General features: G+C 55.8%; 15 protein-coding genes and 1 pseudogene. 1 reads left to right on the forward strand and 15 read right to left on the reverse strand.

Annotation, left to right across the window (positions count from 1 at the left end):
- The first annotated feature begins 2 nt into the window (after positions 1-2).
- A complete protein-coding gene (locus H4I97_RS22540; protein ID WP_244658832.1) occupies positions 3-2,186 on the forward strand; it encodes a glycosyltransferase family 2 protein in 2,184 nt (727 codons plus the stop codon).
- A gap of 171 nt (positions 2,187-2,357) precedes the next feature.
- Here the strand turns inward: H4I97_RS22540 and H4I97_RS22545 are convergent, their stop codons facing one another.
- The 15 genes and pseudogenes from H4I97_RS22545 to rfbB all read right to left on the reverse strand — a co-directional run bounded on the left by H4I97_RS22545 (position 2,358) and on the right by rfbB (position 16,633).
- On the reverse strand, positions 2,358-2,747 hold the full coding sequence (locus H4I97_RS22545) for an NAD-dependent epimerase/dehydratase family protein (protein WP_182307936.1): 390 nt from the start codon (positions 2,745-2,747) through the stop codon (positions 2,358-2,360).
- A 19-nt stretch (positions 2,748-2,766) separates the two neighbouring features.
- Positions 2,767-3,066: a hypothetical protein gene (locus H4I97_RS24700; protein ID WP_244658735.1), complete on the reverse strand. Its 300-nt coding sequence runs from the start codon at positions 3,064-3,066 to the stop codon at positions 2,767-2,769.
- A complete protein-coding gene (gene tnpC / locus H4I97_RS22555; RefSeq protein ID WP_182307264.1) occupies positions 3,066-4,703 on the reverse strand; it encodes an IS66 family transposase in 1,638 nt (545 codons plus the stop codon). The genes H4I97_RS24700 and tnpC overlap by 1 nt, the downstream gene beginning before the upstream one ends.
- Before the next feature lie 60 nt (positions 4,704-4,763).
- A complete protein-coding gene (tnpB, locus tag H4I97_RS22560; RefSeq protein WP_182307263.1) occupies positions 4,764-5,114 on the reverse strand; it encodes an IS66 family insertion sequence element accessory protein TnpB in 351 nt (116 codons plus the stop codon).
- Complete coding sequence (gene tnpA, locus H4I97_RS22565; protein ID WP_182307262.1) at positions 5,111-5,518, reverse strand: IS66-like element accessory protein TnpA; 408 nt, start codon at positions 5,516-5,518, stop codon at positions 5,111-5,113. The genes tnpB and tnpA overlap by 4 nt, the downstream gene beginning before the upstream one ends.
- Complete coding sequence (locus H4I97_RS22570; protein WP_244658833.1) at positions 5,487-6,305, reverse strand: SDR family oxidoreductase; 819 nt, start codon at positions 6,303-6,305, stop codon at positions 5,487-5,489. The genes tnpA and H4I97_RS22570 overlap by 32 nt, the downstream gene beginning before the upstream one ends.
- Before the next feature lie 140 nt (positions 6,306-6,445).
- Positions 6,446-7,393: a radical SAM/SPASM domain-containing protein gene (locus tag H4I97_RS22575; protein ID WP_182307937.1), complete on the reverse strand. Its 948-nt coding sequence runs from the start codon at positions 7,391-7,393 to the stop codon at positions 6,446-6,448.
- A 209-nt stretch (positions 7,394-7,602) separates the two neighbouring features.
- Positions 7,603-8,685: a GSCFA domain-containing protein gene (locus tag H4I97_RS22580; RefSeq protein ID WP_182307938.1), complete on the reverse strand. Its 1,083-nt coding sequence runs from the start codon at positions 8,683-8,685 to the stop codon at positions 7,603-7,605.
- Between the two features lie 14 nt (positions 8,686-8,699).
- A complete protein-coding gene (locus H4I97_RS22585; protein WP_182307939.1) occupies positions 8,700-9,482 on the reverse strand; it encodes a hypothetical protein in 783 nt (260 codons plus the stop codon).
- 44 nt (positions 9,483-9,526) lie between these two features.
- Complete coding sequence (locus H4I97_RS22590) at positions 9,527-11,707, reverse strand: capsular polysaccharide export protein, LipB/KpsS family (protein WP_182307940.1); 2,181 nt, start codon at positions 11,705-11,707, stop codon at positions 9,527-9,529.
- Between the two features lie 24 nt (positions 11,708-11,731).
- On the reverse strand, positions 11,732-12,925 hold the full coding sequence (locus H4I97_RS22595; protein WP_182307941.1) for a glycosyltransferase family 2 protein: 1,194 nt from the start codon (positions 12,923-12,925) through the stop codon (positions 11,732-11,734).
- A gap of 130 nt (positions 12,926-13,055) precedes the next feature.
- A pseudogene (rfbA, locus tag H4I97_RS22600) lies at positions 13,056-13,984 on the reverse strand (glucose-1-phosphate thymidylyltransferase RfbA).
- Positions 13,981-14,886 carry a dTDP-4-dehydrorhamnose reductase gene (gene rfbD, locus H4I97_RS22605; protein WP_182307942.1) on the reverse strand — a complete coding sequence of 302 codons (906 nt, stop codon included), beginning with the start codon at positions 14,884-14,886 and terminating at the stop codon, positions 13,981-13,983. The pseudogene rfbA and the gene rfbD overlap by 4 nt, the downstream one beginning before the upstream one ends.
- A 13-nt stretch (positions 14,887-14,899) precedes the next feature.
- On the reverse strand, positions 14,900-15,472 hold the full coding sequence (gene rfbC / locus H4I97_RS22610; protein WP_182307943.1) for a dTDP-4-dehydrorhamnose 3,5-epimerase: 573 nt from the start codon (positions 15,470-15,472) through the stop codon (positions 14,900-14,902).
- Between the two features lie 108 nt (positions 15,473-15,580).
- Positions 15,581-16,633 carry a dTDP-glucose 4,6-dehydratase gene (rfbB, locus tag H4I97_RS22615; protein ID WP_182307944.1) on the reverse strand — a complete coding sequence of 351 codons (1,053 nt, stop codon included), beginning with the start codon at positions 16,631-16,633 and terminating at the stop codon, positions 15,581-15,583.
- Positions 16,634-16,796 lie beyond the last annotated feature (163 nt).

Here is a 16,796-nt window from a genome sequence, read left to right on the forward strand (position 1 = left end):
TCGTGGTAGAAGTTGTTGCACGGAACGAGCTGTCTGCTGATGCTACGGGTCATTCCGTTTGGTTCGCGGAAGGGGATGATCCGTTCTTTCTTCTCCGCTTTCCCTTCGTTCGGAAGCGTTTTCTCGCCATCCGCTTGACGGCCTGTGAAGGCGAGATCGAGCCGAAAATCTACATCAACAAGGGGCGCGGTTTTCGCGAGGAGGATAGCCGGGCGGTTGGCCGCAGCAAGGACCTCCTCTTCGTCGTTGACATTGGACGCTTCGGTACAATAGGCACCATCCGCCTTGACCCGGCCGCCGAGCCTTGTCGTTTCGCCATGAGCGTCGAGGAGTTTGAAACGACGGCCGCTGTCGAGCATCATGTCACGGAACAGAAAGGGCAATCTTCGGGCCTGGAGTGCATACGTCTCGGTAAGCTGCCCCGCTTCCGGTCATCATTGCCGATCTTGTCATTTCGGCGAAAGAGAAGCGCCTTGCAGGATTATATCCAAACAGTCGCCGATTTAGCCGGCGAGGTATCCCTTGCCGAGGCACGGTTCTCCGACCATCCATGGCTTAGCATTGTTGTTCCCGTCTACAATGCGCCGGCCCGGTACCTGGATGACCTTGTGTCGTCATTTCTCGAGCAGGATGTCGTTGGCGCCGAGTTGATCTTGTCTGATGACGGTTCGACGGCAGAGGAGACTCTTGGCTGGTACGCCGCCTGCGAACATGACGCCAGGGTCAACTGCGTACTCAACCCGGTCAACACCGGTATAGCGGGCGCAACCAATACGGGCCTTGCCGCCGCTAAAGGCGATTGGGTTACGTTCCTGGACCACGACGACGTGATCGCGCCGCATGGACTAAAGATCATTCGTCAGGCGATGGAGGCGACTCCGCACGCCGGCTTCTTCTATACAGACGAACTGGTTGTCAACGATGATCTCAAACCTACCGGGCTGCTGTTGAAGCCGGCGTATGATCCCGTCCTCCTCTCCGGAGTTAACTATATTAATCACTTTTCGATCTACCGTCGCGAGAGATTGCTTGATTTGAACTTTCTTCGTCCTGAATTCGACGGCTCACAGGACTACGACCTCCTGTTGCGCTACCTGGATGGGTTGGACAACTCTCAAGTCTTGCATATACCGTATCCCGCCTATTGGTGGCGCCGAAATGGCAAGACGTATTCGCGCACCTTTCTTGGAAAGGCGACCAAAAGCGCGCGCCGTGCATTGCGAGAGCACTTCGAGCGCAAGCACAAGCCGAATACCGTCCTGCCGGCGCTCACCGAAACGCTTCATCGAGTTAACTTTGAAGCAGGCGCCGGGGCGATTTGCCCGAAGATTTCGATCATTATCCCAAACAAGGATTCCCATACCCTGATCTCGACGCTTCTGAAGGGCATCTATGAAGGAACGAACTACGCCAATCTTGAGGTGATCGTCGTCGACAACGGAACGACAGATCCCGCTACGATTGAACTCTATCAAGAATATGCAAGTCGCCATCCTACATTCCAGTTCCATATAAAACCCGCACCTTTCAATTTCTCTCGTGCGATTAATGAGGGTATGGTGCATGCAAGTGGAGATCATTTCCTCCTGCTCAACAATGATGTCGAGATCATCAGTCCGGACTGGTTAGGTGAAATGGTGCAGTGCCTGAACTACGACGACGTGGGTATCGTCGGAGCGAAGCTTCTTTATCCGGACCGAAGAATACAGCATGCGGGGGTCATTGTTGGCTTCGGAGGATTGGCCGGTCACTGGTATTTGAATAAGCCGGAGACGTTCGGAGGCCCGATGAATCGTCTTCATTTACGCAGCTCGATGGCGTGCGTCACCGGCGCGGTCATGCTCATCACGCGGAAGTGCGCAGAGGAGATCGGGCCCTGGGATGAAGATAATTTCGCTGTCGCCTACAACGACGTGGACTACTGTTGCCGCGCATATAAGGTCGGTTACCGGATCGTCTGGACGCCTTTCGCCTGTATGATCCATCACGAATCTGTCTCGCGCGGATCCGACAAGTCTGGCGAACGGCGCGCGAGGTTTGAGGTAGAGAAAGCCAACCTCCGCAGGTTACATGGGACCGAGGACTTCATTGATCCCGCCTCTCATCCAGCTTACAGCCGGGATCGTTCGGACCCAAGAGTGATCTCACCGGTTCGCTTGCCGAAAGAGCGCAGGTGGTTCGTTTAGCGAGGTGCGGCCTATTCCCGGACCTCGCCGGGATGCACTGGAGCCTCCCCCACGGCAATTCATCAGGGCGAAATCAACCTGGTCGACATGTCGCGTGAAACGGGAGTACTCTAGGGCCCGTCTACATGTCAGCTCCTGTCGTCTCCTAATCGGGCCGAACCGGCGGGCCAATCACACGTAGTGTTTGGAAACGAGCCAGTTTCCGAGCAGACGAACACCTTCTTCAAAGGAAACCGACGCTTTTACCCGAAGCTGCCGCTCTAAGTCGTCAGTCTCGGCGACAGCCCATCGAACGTCACCTGGGCGAAAGCGTCCGCTAATGGTCGGAGGCGGTGCGTCGTTAAGCTTGGCAATTTCCAAAGCTGCGTCAAGAATTGTGGTTGGCCGACCCGTGCCGACATCAAGTATTCTAATAGTGCGCGCAGGTCGATCAAGTGCAGCCTTGCACGCGCGCGCAACATCATCGATGAAAACAAAATCTCGACCGACGGCGCCGTCCTCATAAACATTGATCGATTCCTTGCCGTAGGCCTGGCGGTAAAAGAGATTAATGGTAAGCATCCGGCCAAGGCCGCGGAGGCTATGATTTCGGCTCATCTGCCATGATGCGCTCGATTGCTTCCGGATCGCATTGGGAATCCGTGAGGAATTGGCGAACGCCGCCCTCCCAGGTCCTTACGTCGGCGAGGAACTCCTGCAGGCTCTCAATGCCACGGTCGGTGAAGGTCGTGATGCCCTCGTCGGTTCCGTCGTGGGCATGGATCATCTCGCCGTAGTCGATGTTGTCCGAATTGCTGGCGACTTCCTGGAGGAGTTCGAGGTTCTCGCCGATCAGCGTGGCGGCGCATTCGATCGTGTAGACATGGGTTGGACGCGCCATCAGGCCGCCTCCTGTCGAGCATTGCCGGCGGGGGACCAGTTCCACGGTAACAGTTCCGGCAGCCTGGATACTGGGATGCTTGGGAGCCGGGCGAGGACATCCGCCAGCCAAGCCTGCGGGTCGATATCGTTCATCTTCGCCGTGACGATCAGCGAATACATGAACGCGCCGCGATCGCCGCCGCGCTGCGATCCGGCGAAAAGCCATGCCCGTCGCCCCAGAGCGACACCGCGCAGGGCGCGCTCGGCCGCATTGTTCGTCAGACAAAGCCTGCCGTCATCGAGGAAACGGGTGAAGGCCTCCCAGCGCCCCTCCTTCTCGAACATGTAGTTGATCGCCTTGGTGACGGGATTGTGCTTCGACATTTGCGCGCGCTGAGCCTTGAGCCAGTCGTGCAGTTCCTCGACGAGATGGCTCGCATGCTGCCGCCTCGCCGCAAGCCGCGCCTCGGCGGGCATGCCGTTTATGCCACGTTCGATATCGAACAGGGCGTCGATGCGGGCCACAGCCTCAAGCGCGACAGGCGAGATCTCGTGGGCGGGTTTGCCCTTGCGCACATTGCCGGCAATGTCTGCGAGCTCGAAGAACTTGCGCCGTGCATGGCTCCAGCACAGGGCGCTGAGCACCGGCGCGGGACTGCGGTCGGCACGATAGAGGTCGTTGTAGCCGCCGTAGGCGTCGGCTTGCAGCGTGCCCTGCCATCCAACGAGATGCCGGTTGGGGTGGATCTTCTCGCGATCGGGGGAGAAGTAGAAGAGCGCTGCGGGAGGAGCGCCGCCCGCGAAGGGGCGGTCGTCGCGGACGTAGGTCCAGAGCCTGGCCTGCCGCGTTGCGCCCCGAGCCAGAAGCGGCACGGTGGTATCATCGCCATGCAACCGTTCGGCGGCCAGAACATGGGCGCGGATCAGATCATGAATCGGCTGGAGGGCGGTCGCACAAGCACCGACCTGATCGGCCAGCGTGGAGAGGCTGAGATCGACGCCTTCCCTGGCGTAACGCTCGGCCTGGCGGTTCAAGGGCTGATGCTGGCCGAACTTCTCGAAGAGGATCGTCGCGAGCAGGTTCGGTCCTGCCCATCCGCGCGGTGTGGCGTGGAAAGGTGCTGGTGGCTGCGAGATCTTCTCGCAATCCCGACAGGTGAACTTCTCGCGCACCGTCTGGATCACTTTCCACTGGCGAGGGATCACCTCCAGCGTCTCGGTGATGTCTTCGCCCATCTTCACGATCCGCGCCGAACCGCAGCAGGTGCAGCTCGAGGGGACCTCTATGACCACGCGCTCGCGCGGCAAGTGCACCGGGAACGGTTTACGGGCCGGACGACGGCGTTCGAAGGCAGAAACATTCGTGATCTTTGCCGCGGCGCGTTCTGCCGCGATCTCGTCCTCGGTGGCGTCGGCCTCGAGTTCTTCGAGCTCCAGTTCCATCTGTTCGATCAGCCGGGCGCGGCGTTCCGAACTCTGGCCATACTGCGCCCGCCGCAGTTTGGCGATCTCGAGTTTGAGGTGCCTGATCATCGCCTCGGACGTCGTGACGACAGCCCGCACCTGTGCGAGGTCGGCCTCGGCCGAAGCGGCACGTGCCTCCGATGCCGCAAGCGCGGCGCGCAATCTGGCAATCTCCAAGGCTGCTTCGTCCATGGCGGGAAACTACCATGCTGCCCGCCAAAAAACCAAACAAAAACATAGAAATATGAACGGTCAACCCGCCTTCGAAGGTCGCTGTGTCCAGCGTGGATTCCGCCAATCGATCCCTTCCAGGAGGTAGCCCAATTGCGCTGACGAAACAGGAACGGCAGAGCCGTTCTGGCTAACCGGCCAGATGAACTTCCCGGCCTCGAGACGCTTCATATAGAGCGACATGCCGACCCCATCGTGCCACAGGATCTTGATCAGATCGCCCTTGCGCCCCCGAAAGCAAAATAGCTCGCCGCCATGGGGATCGCGTCCGAGCCCTTCCTGCACCTTCAGCGCCAGGCTGTTCATGCCGCAACGCATGTCTGTCACGCCACCCGCGATCCACACCTTCACCCCTGCTGGAAAGGCGATCATGACGCATCCAGAACCGGCAACAGACGGGCCAGGATGTTCGGATCAAGCGTCGCCGGGATCGTCAGGCGGCGGCCATTCGGTAGACCGATCTCGATCTGCACCTCGTCGTCAGACCGAGGCTGCAACACCACCTCACGCGGCCCGGCTTCCGGTGGCGAAATCGCCAGCGGCACGAAGCCATGGGCAGCCGCACCGCCAAGAGCGCCGCTCCGGTATTCCCGACGCCAGGTTGTCAGCAGCGAGCGCGATAGCCCGTGGCGCCGAGCCGTCGCCGAACCCTGCCGATAGCCCTGCAAGCTCTCCTCGACGATGCGGATCTTCTCTTCATCCGTCCAGTCCCGCCGGCGGCCAAGATCATCGGCAGGCAGGACCTCAATTTGTGAAATGACTGTAGCGCATGACATAAGGCATGCACTTAAAGCCATTTATCAAATCAGGGCAGACGGCCTTTGGCGGAGGCATACGATTAATGATCCCAGTGTAAGCGTTAAACGGAGATTGACCCGGACCGTAGACGTTCTGAAACCGCAGGATCGAAAGCGGCACCCCTATCGCGCTACACCATGCGCCAAGAATTTGCTCCTGTGCGAGCTTAGTTGCGCCGTACACGCTCGTTGGTTTCGGAACAGTGGAACCCGCACGGTGCGGCAGCGGTGACATCTCACGGGCATCTTGATTGGTGAAATTCCATCGCCCAGCCTCTAAGGCTTCTACTCCTCGGATGCCCGGGTAACAGACCTCCCCATCTGGGTCTTTCCATGCTCCCTCTCCGTAAACGGCGCGACTGGAGGAGAGCAGCACGTGGTCCGGACGGTAGGAAGCTTCAAGAAGAGCGTCGAGCATCCTTGTTGTTCCCACCACGTTCACCATAGCGTGGCGAGACGACTCAGTGAGCGACTGGCCCGTCCCGGTCTCCGCAGCCAAATGAACCAGGATGCGTGGCTTCCACTTCGATAGAACCTGCCTCCAAGATTCGCCATCACAGATGTCCATCACGAACAGATTCACGTAATCGGGCATAAGCTCGGGGCGAGTCTGTCCGGGATGCACCTGAGGATGGAGGTTGTCGACGGCGACGATCGGTAGACCGAAAGACAGTAGAAGCGATGATAACTTACAACCAATAAAGCCAGCACCTCCCGTGATCATAATGCAATTTTGTCCTGTCAACGCCGTTTCCTCGCTCATCATGTCGGATCGTGCCTTCGCATACCCCTGCGGCTCGATATAGTAAAGCTGTTCGCGCGCTATCTCAGTCCCACGATTTACCTCGCGTCGTGTGGGCGACATGATACGATTGTGGCAACTTCTCTCACTCGCGGGTTGGGACGCTACTTTGAACCCTCAAAAAGGAGGTCAAGCCGCTGTTGTTGTTTGGGCGAGACCTCCTCGAGTGCAAAGTGACAACTCGCGCATGGTCCGTCTTTGGGACCGTCACGTAGAAGGGAGCGCCTGAATGTCGCGGCCTTGCCGTTGGCATAGCTCAGGAAGAGGTCGTCTCCCTGGTCGATGTCACCGAGTACATACTCGCCGTGTTCTGCGATATCGGAACGATAATTGCAGCACGGCATCATTTGGCCGGTGTAGTCGATATACACGCCCCAGAAAGGTTGGCTACATGGTAAGGTACGAACGTAGTCGCGCTTTATGTCCACCTGGTTGCCACGGCTTGTACCGTTCTCAGAAAAATTTCGACCATAAAGCCTCAGGTTCATGTCTTTGAAGTGCAACTTCATTTCATACCATAGACCCGGGTCATCTCGCGTAACGTCATACGGTATTTGGAGACGTCGTAAACTCTGCTGTGCTCTTCGTTTCGTCTTTTCGTGATTGTATTTCTCGCCATTCTGCAAATATATCTGTATATTTATAGATCTGAATCCAGAACTATATAGATCATCGAGGTATCCTATGTCGAGATAGTCGCCGTTGGTGTTCGTATGGAGGCGCGCCTTTGGTAGTGCGGCTCGCGCCTGCGCTGCTCGCTCAAGAATTACGCGGTCTGCAAGCGGTTCGTTATATCGGCTGAAGCTTATGACCCCGCGATACTCTACCTCCGCCAATTGGGAGATTATGCGAGTGTAGGTCGCCGGTGACATATGAATATTCCGACTGATACGGTCTATATGTGCGTTTGGACAAAACCAACATTTTCTGTTGCAGTAGGAAAACAGCTCGATCTCCACCATTGAAACGGTTCGTCGAAACAGGTTTCGCGCAACACCACGATCATCCAACGCGGCGAGATGATCGGGCTCAATGAGATCAAAGTAGCTCATTGATCAGTCTCCCTTCATAGAGCTTTCTTGGCGAAAGCAAGTCCAGCTTTCTGACTCTAAGGTGCCGTGTCTCCTGCTCGGATCTCTTGGAGAGGCGTCCGCATGCAAGCAGAAAATGAACACGTGCCGCCCGTCTGGCGAAACAATTAAGGGGCTATTATGCCGTACAGAGCTACTCCGCCAAATAGGCAGCTGTCTCCAGCGTATGTCTACTCACGCTTTTCAAGACGAGCCTCGTCGCATTCGACTTCGACGAACTGCTGGGCGATTTGTTGAACACTTGTTGCGCCCGGCACAGCTGTCGGTGGGACCTTGGGCAGTTCCTCGGCGGGGCTTTGGCTCAGAAAATGACGCGCAAAAACACGCATGACGTGATCAACTCCTGCCTCGTCAATCTCGCGAAGATCCTCGCCATAGTACCGGCCACGCGCGTGCGGTCCCGTGATGATCTCGTAGGAGGGAAAGTAGTGCACGTTTTCGAACTGTCGAGTCAGCGTGTCGCAAACCACCCGGAGCACCGATTTGGAGTAGGTAGTGGACACAAGTACGTGCCTGTCTTCCTTGGTTGCGACGAGAGGAACGGGAGAAACTGTAAGAATAACCTTGGCTTTCGGATTGATGTTGCTCAAAAGACGAAGAAAGTCTCTCATGTCATCAAGAACGTCGTCGTAACTGAAATTGCAAAAAACGTGCTTCCCGGAATCGAAGCGACCGTCAACGACCCCTGGGCATATCGGATATACTGTTCCATCCTCGCTGTTCAACCAGGCCTCTGTCAGGCCAAGCGTAAAGATAAAGAAGTCAAGCTTCTGAAACATCTCCCGGACGCAGGATAAATGGTAATCACGATCTCGCACGAGTTCTGCAAGCGTTCTGTATCCTCCCGGTTGTGTAGTAGGGCGAAGCGGATCAACGAACACGCCCGTCGTGTTCCAATGGTCGTCGACGGGCCTGAAATCTTGAAAGGCCCGCTTATACAGCTGCAACAATTGCCTTGCGGTGTAGATGTTCCCGTAACGAGCGGAAAAGAGCCCGTAATTCTGCTCCTTTCCTACGTCGTCATTAAGAACCGGATGAATGTTCTCCGCCACATAGTAACTGTAACCACTCTGTCGCAAACGTCGGGCGAGATGTTGGGCAAAGCAACTTCCGGCGGTCGCAATAAGATGGTGGCGTTCAATAAATCGCGGGCTGGTTGTAACAGGATCTACATCTCCAGATGAAACGCGCGAAACAGAACGTGACCAGAACGCATAATCCGGAAGCTCTTTGTAAGGATGTCGACTAACCAAGGCATTGACCTCTATCAGGAGCTGGCTACTGCTGCCTTTATTTTCTTTAATACCTCTTCGCCATACCACGCCGAGCCGTGAGTCGCATCGCCCGCCCAAGCATGCCTGACCAGAAACCCATTCTCGTCTATCGCCGTTTCGGGTGCCGTCAAAAACGTCCACCCCTCCTTTTTTGCGGCTTCCTGAAGCGCTATCCGATTAAGAAGCCACAACTTGTATCGCAATACGGCGGGGGCCGGAGTGAGCCTTTCGGCACTATAGTTATTCTTGAACCACTGGTCGAGATTCCTGGATATGTGTTCGTTGTCTGCGATTGGTGGCGGTGGCTCTATCCAGAGGACCTTTTGAGGTTTTGCCGCTGCCCCGGCTGCCTTCAGAAAATCGACAAATGGGGCATAGTGTTTACGAAAATAGTGGAGAAATTGCTCCACGGGAACTGTGCGTACCCCTTGAGACACTTGAAGATCTGGGCGACCCGGTATCACAACGTCGTATTCTGGGTCTTGTTGAATCAAGCCGGTCGCATTGTGTATGTTGCCGGCCATTATTGAAACCAGAACGCGCTGCCGTCTGGGCTCGAAGAGTCCGGCCTTCAGTAACGCGTCACCGAGTGTCATGTTTATGGTGCCGTCAGCCAACAGCAGTGGCGACTGGGTCTTGCTCTTGGCGTCAATAGGAACAAAGGCATATTTTTCTTCGGCGCAACTTGACGCAACGCTCGTGGCAGAACGAGACGCAGCCATCACAGCCTGTAAATGACTGTGTCCGACCAGTACGATATTGGTCTCAGCGTGCATGATATTCCTTCCCCTTGGAGTCTCTCAAGACTGCTACAACGGTATCAAAGTCTAGGCGGCGATTTCGCAAATAGTGTAGCTTTTGCCATCATATCGACCGGCGACACTCTTGTCGGGGAGAGGCCCATTGTAAAGTAGTCAGTCAAGCGTGTTCTCACATTCCGCGTCAGATACTCGGCAAGCCCCTGACTTCCACGAGCGGTGTATGCCTCCCGGATTTGCTCAGCTTCGTCGAGACGTCTCATCAGCTGACTGGGTGAAAACAATTCCCCTACGGGAACAAGATGGTGGAACAGGTTGAACGCGACGAGCCGGCGCTGCAAAAGAAGCAGATCGGTCAGGTCTCGGTGCTCAACAAGATCTTCCAGCTTCGCGGTGTGTCCCGGCAAGTCGAACGAGCTGCGGCCCATCAACACGACTGGTGTGCCCATCAGCATGGCCTCAAATGCCATCGAACTATTGACGGATACCACCGCGTCTGCATGCTTCAATAGGCCAATCTGCTGTGACGGGCCGATCCTTTCGTCGAACCAGATGACCTTCTCCTGGTCCTGTGACAGCTGCCACTCTCGGCACTTCTGATGGTCTGCTCTTACGTAGGCGGCGCGTTCGGCACCCGGATGCGGTCGAATAATGCATGTCCATCCTGATTCAATCAGAGGCGGAACTACATCGCTCAGAAAATCGGCGAACGAGGTATACCTATCGGCATGGAGGAGGAAATTGGCGTCGTCCGCAAGTTGAAGCGGGAGAAGCGCTATTTTCCGCGCATCGGCACGAACATTTCGGTAAAGATCGGGCATGGGGGGCACATCTACGCCACAACGGGCGACAAACTGGTCCAACCATCGCTCGGTTTCAAGTTCAGGAAGCACGAATCCTTCAGGCAACTTGGACATCACGCAGGCTGCGTTGACGCCAAACGGATCGCAGTGTCCAGTCTCCAGGAACGGAATACGAGTCGGTCCCAGCTCCAGCGAAACGTGGTTCAAATCGTTGTCGCTGCAGTATCTTGCAACGGCACCATTCACGCCCCAGGTCAGAACTGTACGGAATTGGAAGGTATCGTACGCGCGATCTAGCAGTTCTCGTTCGAGTTCATAGATAGCTCCGCGTCCTCGCATGAGATCTGTCCAAAGGGCCACCCCGGTCCCGTCCCATTCCGCAAGATCGTCACCGTCCACGAAGGACTCGATACGGGAGACTAGGCTACTATTTTGCTCAAAGGCCCAGTTCGTCCTTGAGAACGAAGTCACTAGTGGTTTGTATCTTTGCGAGTAAGTAACGCGGAGATGACCGTACTGGTTTTGTTTCGGGAGATTCGACATGCCGATGCCGAACGAATATACGACCCAGCTGTAGGCGGTCCCACCTCGGATCGGAAAGGGTTCCGTCCAGAAAAGTACGAATGGATCAAACTCTTTCCGGAAAAGACTGTTCTTGAGTCTTCCGTTTGCCCGACGCCCCTCTCTTCTAAGTGCCAGTTTTTTGGCTGCAAGCTCGGGCTCATCATAGTCGGATACGATCGAGTTTGTTCCGTCCTTGCGGACGGTTCTCATCAACGCTGGCACTCTTTCCGCCACAACTGAAAAGGAAGAAGGATACTGTAACGAAATTCGTAAATGGAAGTTGTAATCTTCCTCATACACTATCGATTCGTCAAAATGTAGATCGTTATTGTCGACCTTAGATCTGTCAACGACGAAGCAACCCATCTGAAATTGAGGGTTTTCGAACAAGGATTGGAGTCTAACATGCTCCTTGACGAAGAATTTCTTGTTTACCGTGTAGTTGTATGTACGTGAGGTCGCTTGCTCGACGAGAATCATCCCCGAATACGAAATTGCTGCTTGGCTCTCTCTAAGAGAGTCGATCAGGCGCTCGTAATGGTGTTGACCGCAGAAATCATCATAGTCCAAGACCGCAAAAAAACGCGAGTCCGATGTTTCACGGATGCCCAGATTGAGCAGATGCGACCGCAGATCCTCAGGTTCGGAAAGGTCGAGGTTGAGAACTCGTGGGTTTACGTGACCGCTCCAGCTGAACTGCTCCAGCAGAGCCTGAACCTCCGCGATTTCGTCGGAGCTGAAGCGCTGAGTGAGCAGAACGGGTTCGACGTCGCGAAATGTCTGTCCCGCCAGTGTCAGGAGGCATATAGATAATTGCTCCAGATGGTTCAAATCATGGAAACGAATTAGGACCGAGATCTTCTCTTTATACATCATGCGCGAGACTCCATTCATCAAAAGTTACCAGCGCCGCTGAGCGAAAAAGAACTCATTGCCGAAATTGGCGGCGTCAACGCTCCCTTTGATGATAGGCAAATGATCGATAGCAGGCATTTCCTCTACTGATGTATAAAAGCCCATTTCGAGCAAGCGCATCTCGCAAAACTGGCGAAATTCAGAGTTGCGCCATCGGTGACCCAAGTATCGTCCGGCCTCCAACCTATTCCTCTGAAAAAACTCCGAGACGGCAGTTCGGCTTGCATAGTCGTGGAAATAATAGGCCCGGGCACAGTACTTGACCATGAAGCCTTTGCGGCGGATTTCCCAACCGTAGTCGACGTCATCGCAGTAGAGAAAGATGTGTGGGTTAAAGCCGCCGACCTTTTCCCAGATGCGCCGCGGGAACAATGCGCATGCTGTAACTGCCCATTCTGTATCAAGAGTGTCTGGGTTGACGTATTTGCCGTTCTCATTTGGCAATTGGGCGGCTTCTATCGCGGCTCCCCAGGCATGCCGGTGGGCCATGCGCGTCATGCGTTCAAGCGCTCTGGGATGAAAGAAGCCGTCAGGGTTCAATGTCATGTAGGCCACAGCGCCCAAAGATACGAAGGCGTATTGCATTAGACGCGTGTGTCCAGCCGACGAGCCGATATTACCGTCTTTGTTTTCCAGAGGCACAGCCCCATAATCGCGCAGGACGTCGTGCATAGCGCTCGTCAGTTGCTCGCCGTTATTTATGACCGCGATCACAAACGAGACCTGATCGACGCCCACGCTTCTACGTATCGACCGCAATAATCGCTCGATCTCATCTTCTTCATTGTTATAGAGAACAACGCCGCAGACAATGGTGGCTCCGTCCGGTAAGGGAAAATGCACGCCAAGAGTGTCGTCGGTCTTCGCCTCGTCAATAACCAACTCTTGCAGGGAGCGACTTGGCATCGGCGCAATTTGCGCCCTTCGCATTCGGGCAGCAGATTGATCGCCTTTGTGGGCGAGAGCGATGATTGCCGATGCAAAGCCTGTTGGCGGTCTGCGACCCTCATGCACACCATAGGTGTAATAATGCTGCAAGGGATCTACGCCCGCGCGAGCTACATCGGGATTAGCGTTGAGGTAGACATCGCCGTCGAATGCAGCTCGCACCGCAGGGGAAAACACCTCTGTTGCTGCGGGCTTAAGCAGCTTCTTTATCGTCTTCTGAAGGTTCTTCATGCCCCCTCCTGTGAAACAACTGGAAAATATGATGCGTCTACGGACAGCAACCACGCACCCGAAAAGCACAAATTTATCTGAAGCGCTCACACAATCTCGTCTTTTGCTATCGCTGAATCCGAACACAAATTCAGCGCGCAGTCTTTACTGCTTTGAAAAACTCGTCCTCTGACAAGCGTGCGAGTGATGGTCCCACATCTTCCGCCAGTTTCAGGAGGTTCCTTCCGTATGCTGTCTTCGAATACAATTCTCCGTGTTCGATCAGTCGATCGCGCGAGATCCAGCCGTTGAGATAGGCGATTTCCTCGATACATGCGACGCTGGTGCCCTGACGGTGCTGGATCGTGCGAACAAACTCCGAGGCTTCTAGCAGGCTATCGTGTGTACCGGTGTCCAGCCAGGCGTAGCCACGCGACATGCGCTCGACGTACAGTGCGCCAGCTTCCATATAAATGCGGTTCAGGTCCGTGATCTCGTATTCCCCTCTCTCAGAGGGCTTCAGATTGCGCGCGTACTCGACGACATTCTCGTCGTAGAAATAGAGGCCCGTCACCGCCATGCGTGACTTCGGTTGCTTTGGCTTTTCTTGGAGAGACAAGGCGCGCCCTTGGGCGTCGAGTTCGACGACGCCATAACGCTCCGGGTCGTCCACCTCATAGGCGAAGACTGTTGCGCCGTCTTTTCGATCTCGAGCGTTGACGAGCAATTCCCGCATGCCGGCCCGAAGAAGATATTGTCTCCAAGAACCAGTGCTACCTTGTGGCCGTCGATAAATTCGGCTCCGATTGTGAAAGCCTGCGCTAGTCCGTCCGGGCTCGGCTGCACAGCATACGAAATGTCCAGGCCCCAATCTGCGCCGTCGCGGAACAATCGCCTGTAGCTGTCAATGTACTCGGGCGAGGAGATGATCAAGATATCCCGTATTTGCGCGAGCATCAGAACGGACAGTGGATAGTAGATCATGGGCTTGTCGTAAACCGGAATGAGCTGCTTGTTGACTGCCAGCGTTGCGGGGTGGAGCCGCGTGCCGGAACCACCGGCGAGAATAATACCCTTCATCGAGTTACCTCTGGTTCTTCTGTCGCGCCATGGGCGAGGTCGGATAGCACCTCGGCGAGTGCTTTACGCCAAGGCCGAGGCACCACGGCAAAGTCACGCTCTATTTTCGTTGGATCCAGAACTGAATTCGCCGGCCGTCGCGCAGGCGTCGGATATTCGGTAGTCGCGATGGCCTCTACGTCCGGCACGCGGTAGCCGAAAGACTCTGCCTGGCGAAAGATCTCCTTGGCAAAGCCACACCAGGTGGTGGGTTCTGCGTTGGAAAAGTGGTAGGTGCCGGTCGGTGCCTGCGCGTCGGCAATAAGTCTCAGAGTGATCTTTGCAAGAACTGCGGCGATGTCGCGCGCAGACGTAGGGCACCCGCGCTGATCGTCTACGACACGCAGGTGGGGCCTGTCTGCCGCCAATCGCAGCATCGTCTTGACGAAATTCGCGCCGTGGGAAGAAAACACCCAAGACGTCCGCAAAATAACGTGCCGCGGGTTGCCTGTGCGGACAGCCAGTTCGCCCGCCGCTTTGGATGCGCCATAGACGCCAACAGGGCTGATCGGATCTTCCTCGTCATAAGCGTCCGCCTTCGTGCCGTCAAAGACATAATCCGTTGAAACGCATATCAGCGGGATTCCCGCCTTATGTGTCGCAGCTGCCATCGCCGCGGGTGCTAGCGCATTTACTTTCCATGCGGTCACCGGATCGGCTTCCGCCCTGTCAACCGCCGTGTAAGCGGCTGGATTGATAACCGCGTCAAAGCGTCCAGCCGCGATATATGACTCAATCGCGCCGGGATCCGCCAGGTCGAGATCGTGTCTCGACGCTGCTACGATCTCGACTTCCTCAGGCCAGTCGTACCGACTCAACTCGTGGCCAACTTGCCCGGTAACGCCGGTAACCAGAATGCGCATGCGACCCTTTCCTTCAGATTTCGATAAGAGTGAGGGGTGTTCCATCGTAAGCGAACGGGCTTTCAAAATCAGCGAGAAGCGGCTGGACCTCATCCTTCTGGCTCAGTAGCGGCTCGTCGCCGGTGGGGAAGGGCCATGCGATGTTCACCTGCGGATCGTTCCAGCGGATACCGCCGTCATTCTCACGAGCATAAAAGTCAGTCACTTTGTAGGTGACTTCGGTCGCAGGCTCCAGAGTCAAGAAGCCGTGAGCGAAACCAACCGGAATGAAGAGCTGGTGACCGTTCTCGGCCGAAAGTTCGGCGCCCACCCATCGGCCATAGGTCGGCGATCCCCGGCGAACATCGACGGCGACATCGTATATTCTTCCCTTTATGCATCGCACCAGTTTGGCTTGCGCGAACGGAGGAGTCTGGAAGTGAAGTCCTCTCAAGGTGCCGACTGGAACGGAGAGTGAATGATTATCTTGTACAAAATCATCATCTATCCCGTACTCTGCAAAATTCTTCTTATTGTAAACTTCCGTAAACCAGCCGCGGTCGTCACCGAAACGTTTTGGTTTAATGAGCAATACTTCCGAACACATTAGACGATCCTGACCGAAGAACAATCAACAACACTCACCTGGTGGTCAGCGCGACCCCGGTCACCTACTAGTTGCGCGAGTAGACGACTGGCAAACTCGATCGCAATGCTATTGCGCTGCCACAAGGCCAAGGCGAGTCCCATCGTAGTTGTCACGTAGCGGCGCCCACCACCATTCGTTTTCAAGGTACCACTTCACCGTCTTCTCTATGCCCGTATCGAAATTCTCGAGAGCCTTCCAGCCGAGTTCGGTCTCCAGCTTGGTGGCATCGATTGCATACCGGGCATCGTGTCCCGGTCGATCCTGGACGTAGGTAATCAGCCTCTCGTGTGGTCCGCCGGCCGGACGGAACGTATCCATCAAGGAGCATATCCGCTTCACGACATCGATGTTGCGACGTTCGTTGCGGCCGCCGACGTTATACGTCTGCCCGGCGCGACCTCGTTCGGCAATGAGATCCAGAGCGCGGGCGTGATCCTCGACGAACAGCCAATCGCGAATGTTGGCACCATTTCCGTAAACCGGCAGCGGCTTACCCTCCAGTGCACTAATGATCATCAGGGGAATGAGTTTTTCTGGGAAGTGGTGTGGGCCGTAATTGTTTGAACAGTTGGAAACAACAACGGGGAGCCCGTAGGTGCGCTCCCAGGCCTTGGCGAGATGATCGGAAGCGGCCTTGGAGGCCGAGTAAGGTGAGCTCGGATCATAAGGCGTCGCCTCCTGAAACAGGCCGTCCTCCCCGAGCGACCCATAGACTTCGTCCGTCGACACATGAAGGAAACGGAAAGCTGCCTTCTCTGCGCTATCGAGGCGCTGCCAGTAGGCGCGCGCACACTCTAACATGGTAAAGGTGCCGAGGACGTTGGTCTCCACGAAATCCCGCGCGCCGGTGATGGACCGGTCGACATGGCTTTCAGCGGCCAGATGCATAACGCGTGTCGGCTTGAAGCTCTCGAAAGCTTCAGTCATCGCTCGTCCGTCGCAGATGTCAGCATTCAAAAAGCGGTAGAGAGGGTTGTTCTCCACCGGCCTAAGCGATGTCAGGCTTCCCGCATAGGTGAGCTTGTCAACATTGAGAACCTCGTAGCTCTTGTCGGAAACCAGGTGGCGCACCACCGCCGAACCGATGAATCCGGCACCGCCGGTCACTAACACGCGCATGGGTTTAGGGTTCTCCGCTCAAATATCATTTCGCTTGCACATTCGTGCTAAGCACAACTGGTGGAGGGTTCATGGCCGTCCGTAGCATGCAGAGGCTGGCACTGTAAACCGGCTTCTGGGACGGGGCTTGAGGGGTAAAGTATGTATCGTGTGTATCTCACGG

The sequence above is a fragment of the Ciceribacter thiooxidans genome (genome assembly GCF_014126615.1).
Lineage (GTDB): Bacteria > Pseudomonadota > Alphaproteobacteria > Rhizobiales > Rhizobiaceae > Allorhizobium > Allorhizobium thiooxidans.

Bases quoted from the DNA above. Each gene is read 5' to 3' on its own strand.
- H4I97_RS22545 (WP_182307936.1), bottom strand. From the start codon at position 2,747: ATGCTTACCATTAATCTCTTTTACCGCCAGGCCTACGGCAAGGAATCG.
- H4I97_RS24700 (WP_244658735.1), bottom strand. From the start codon at position 3,066: ATGGCGCGTCCAACCCATGTCTACACGATCGAATGCGCCGCCACGCTG.
- tnpC (WP_182307264.1), bottom strand. From the start codon at position 4,703: ATGGACGAAGCAGCCTTGGAGATTGCCAGATTGCGCGCCGCGCTTGCG.
- tnpB (WP_182307263.1), bottom strand. From the start codon at position 5,114: ATGATCGCCTTTCCAGCAGGGGTGAAGGTGTGGATCGCGGGTGGCGTG.
- tnpA (WP_182307262.1), bottom strand. From the start codon at position 5,518: ATGTCATGCGCTACAGTCATTTCACAAATTGAGGTCCTGCCTGCCGAT.
- H4I97_RS22570 (WP_244658833.1), bottom strand. From the start codon at position 6,305: ATGATGAGCGAGGAAACGGCGTTGACAGGACAAAATTGCATTATGATC.
- H4I97_RS22575 (WP_182307937.1), bottom strand. From the start codon at position 7,393: ATGAGCTACTTTGATCTCATTGAGCCCGATCATCTCGCCGCGTTGGAT.
- H4I97_RS22585 (WP_182307939.1), bottom strand. From the start codon at position 9,482: ATGCACGCTGAGACCAATATCGTACTGGTCGGACACAGTCATTTACAG.
- H4I97_RS22590 (WP_182307940.1), bottom strand. From the start codon at position 11,707: ATGATGTATAAAGAGAAGATCTCGGTCCTAATTCGTTTCCATGATTTG.
- H4I97_RS22595 (WP_182307941.1), bottom strand. From the start codon at position 12,925: ATGAAGAACCTTCAGAAGACGATAAAGAAGCTGCTTAAGCCCGCAGCA.
- rfbD (WP_182307942.1), bottom strand. From the start codon at position 14,886: ATGCGCATTCTGGTTACCGGCGTTACCGGGCAAGTTGGCCACGAGTTG.
- rfbC (WP_182307943.1), bottom strand. From the start codon at position 15,472: ATGTGTTCGGAAGTATTGCTCATTAAACCAAAACGTTTCGGTGACGAC.
- rfbB (WP_182307944.1), bottom strand. From the start codon at position 16,633: ATGCGCGTGTTAGTGACCGGCGGTGCCGGATTCATCGGTTCGGCGGTG.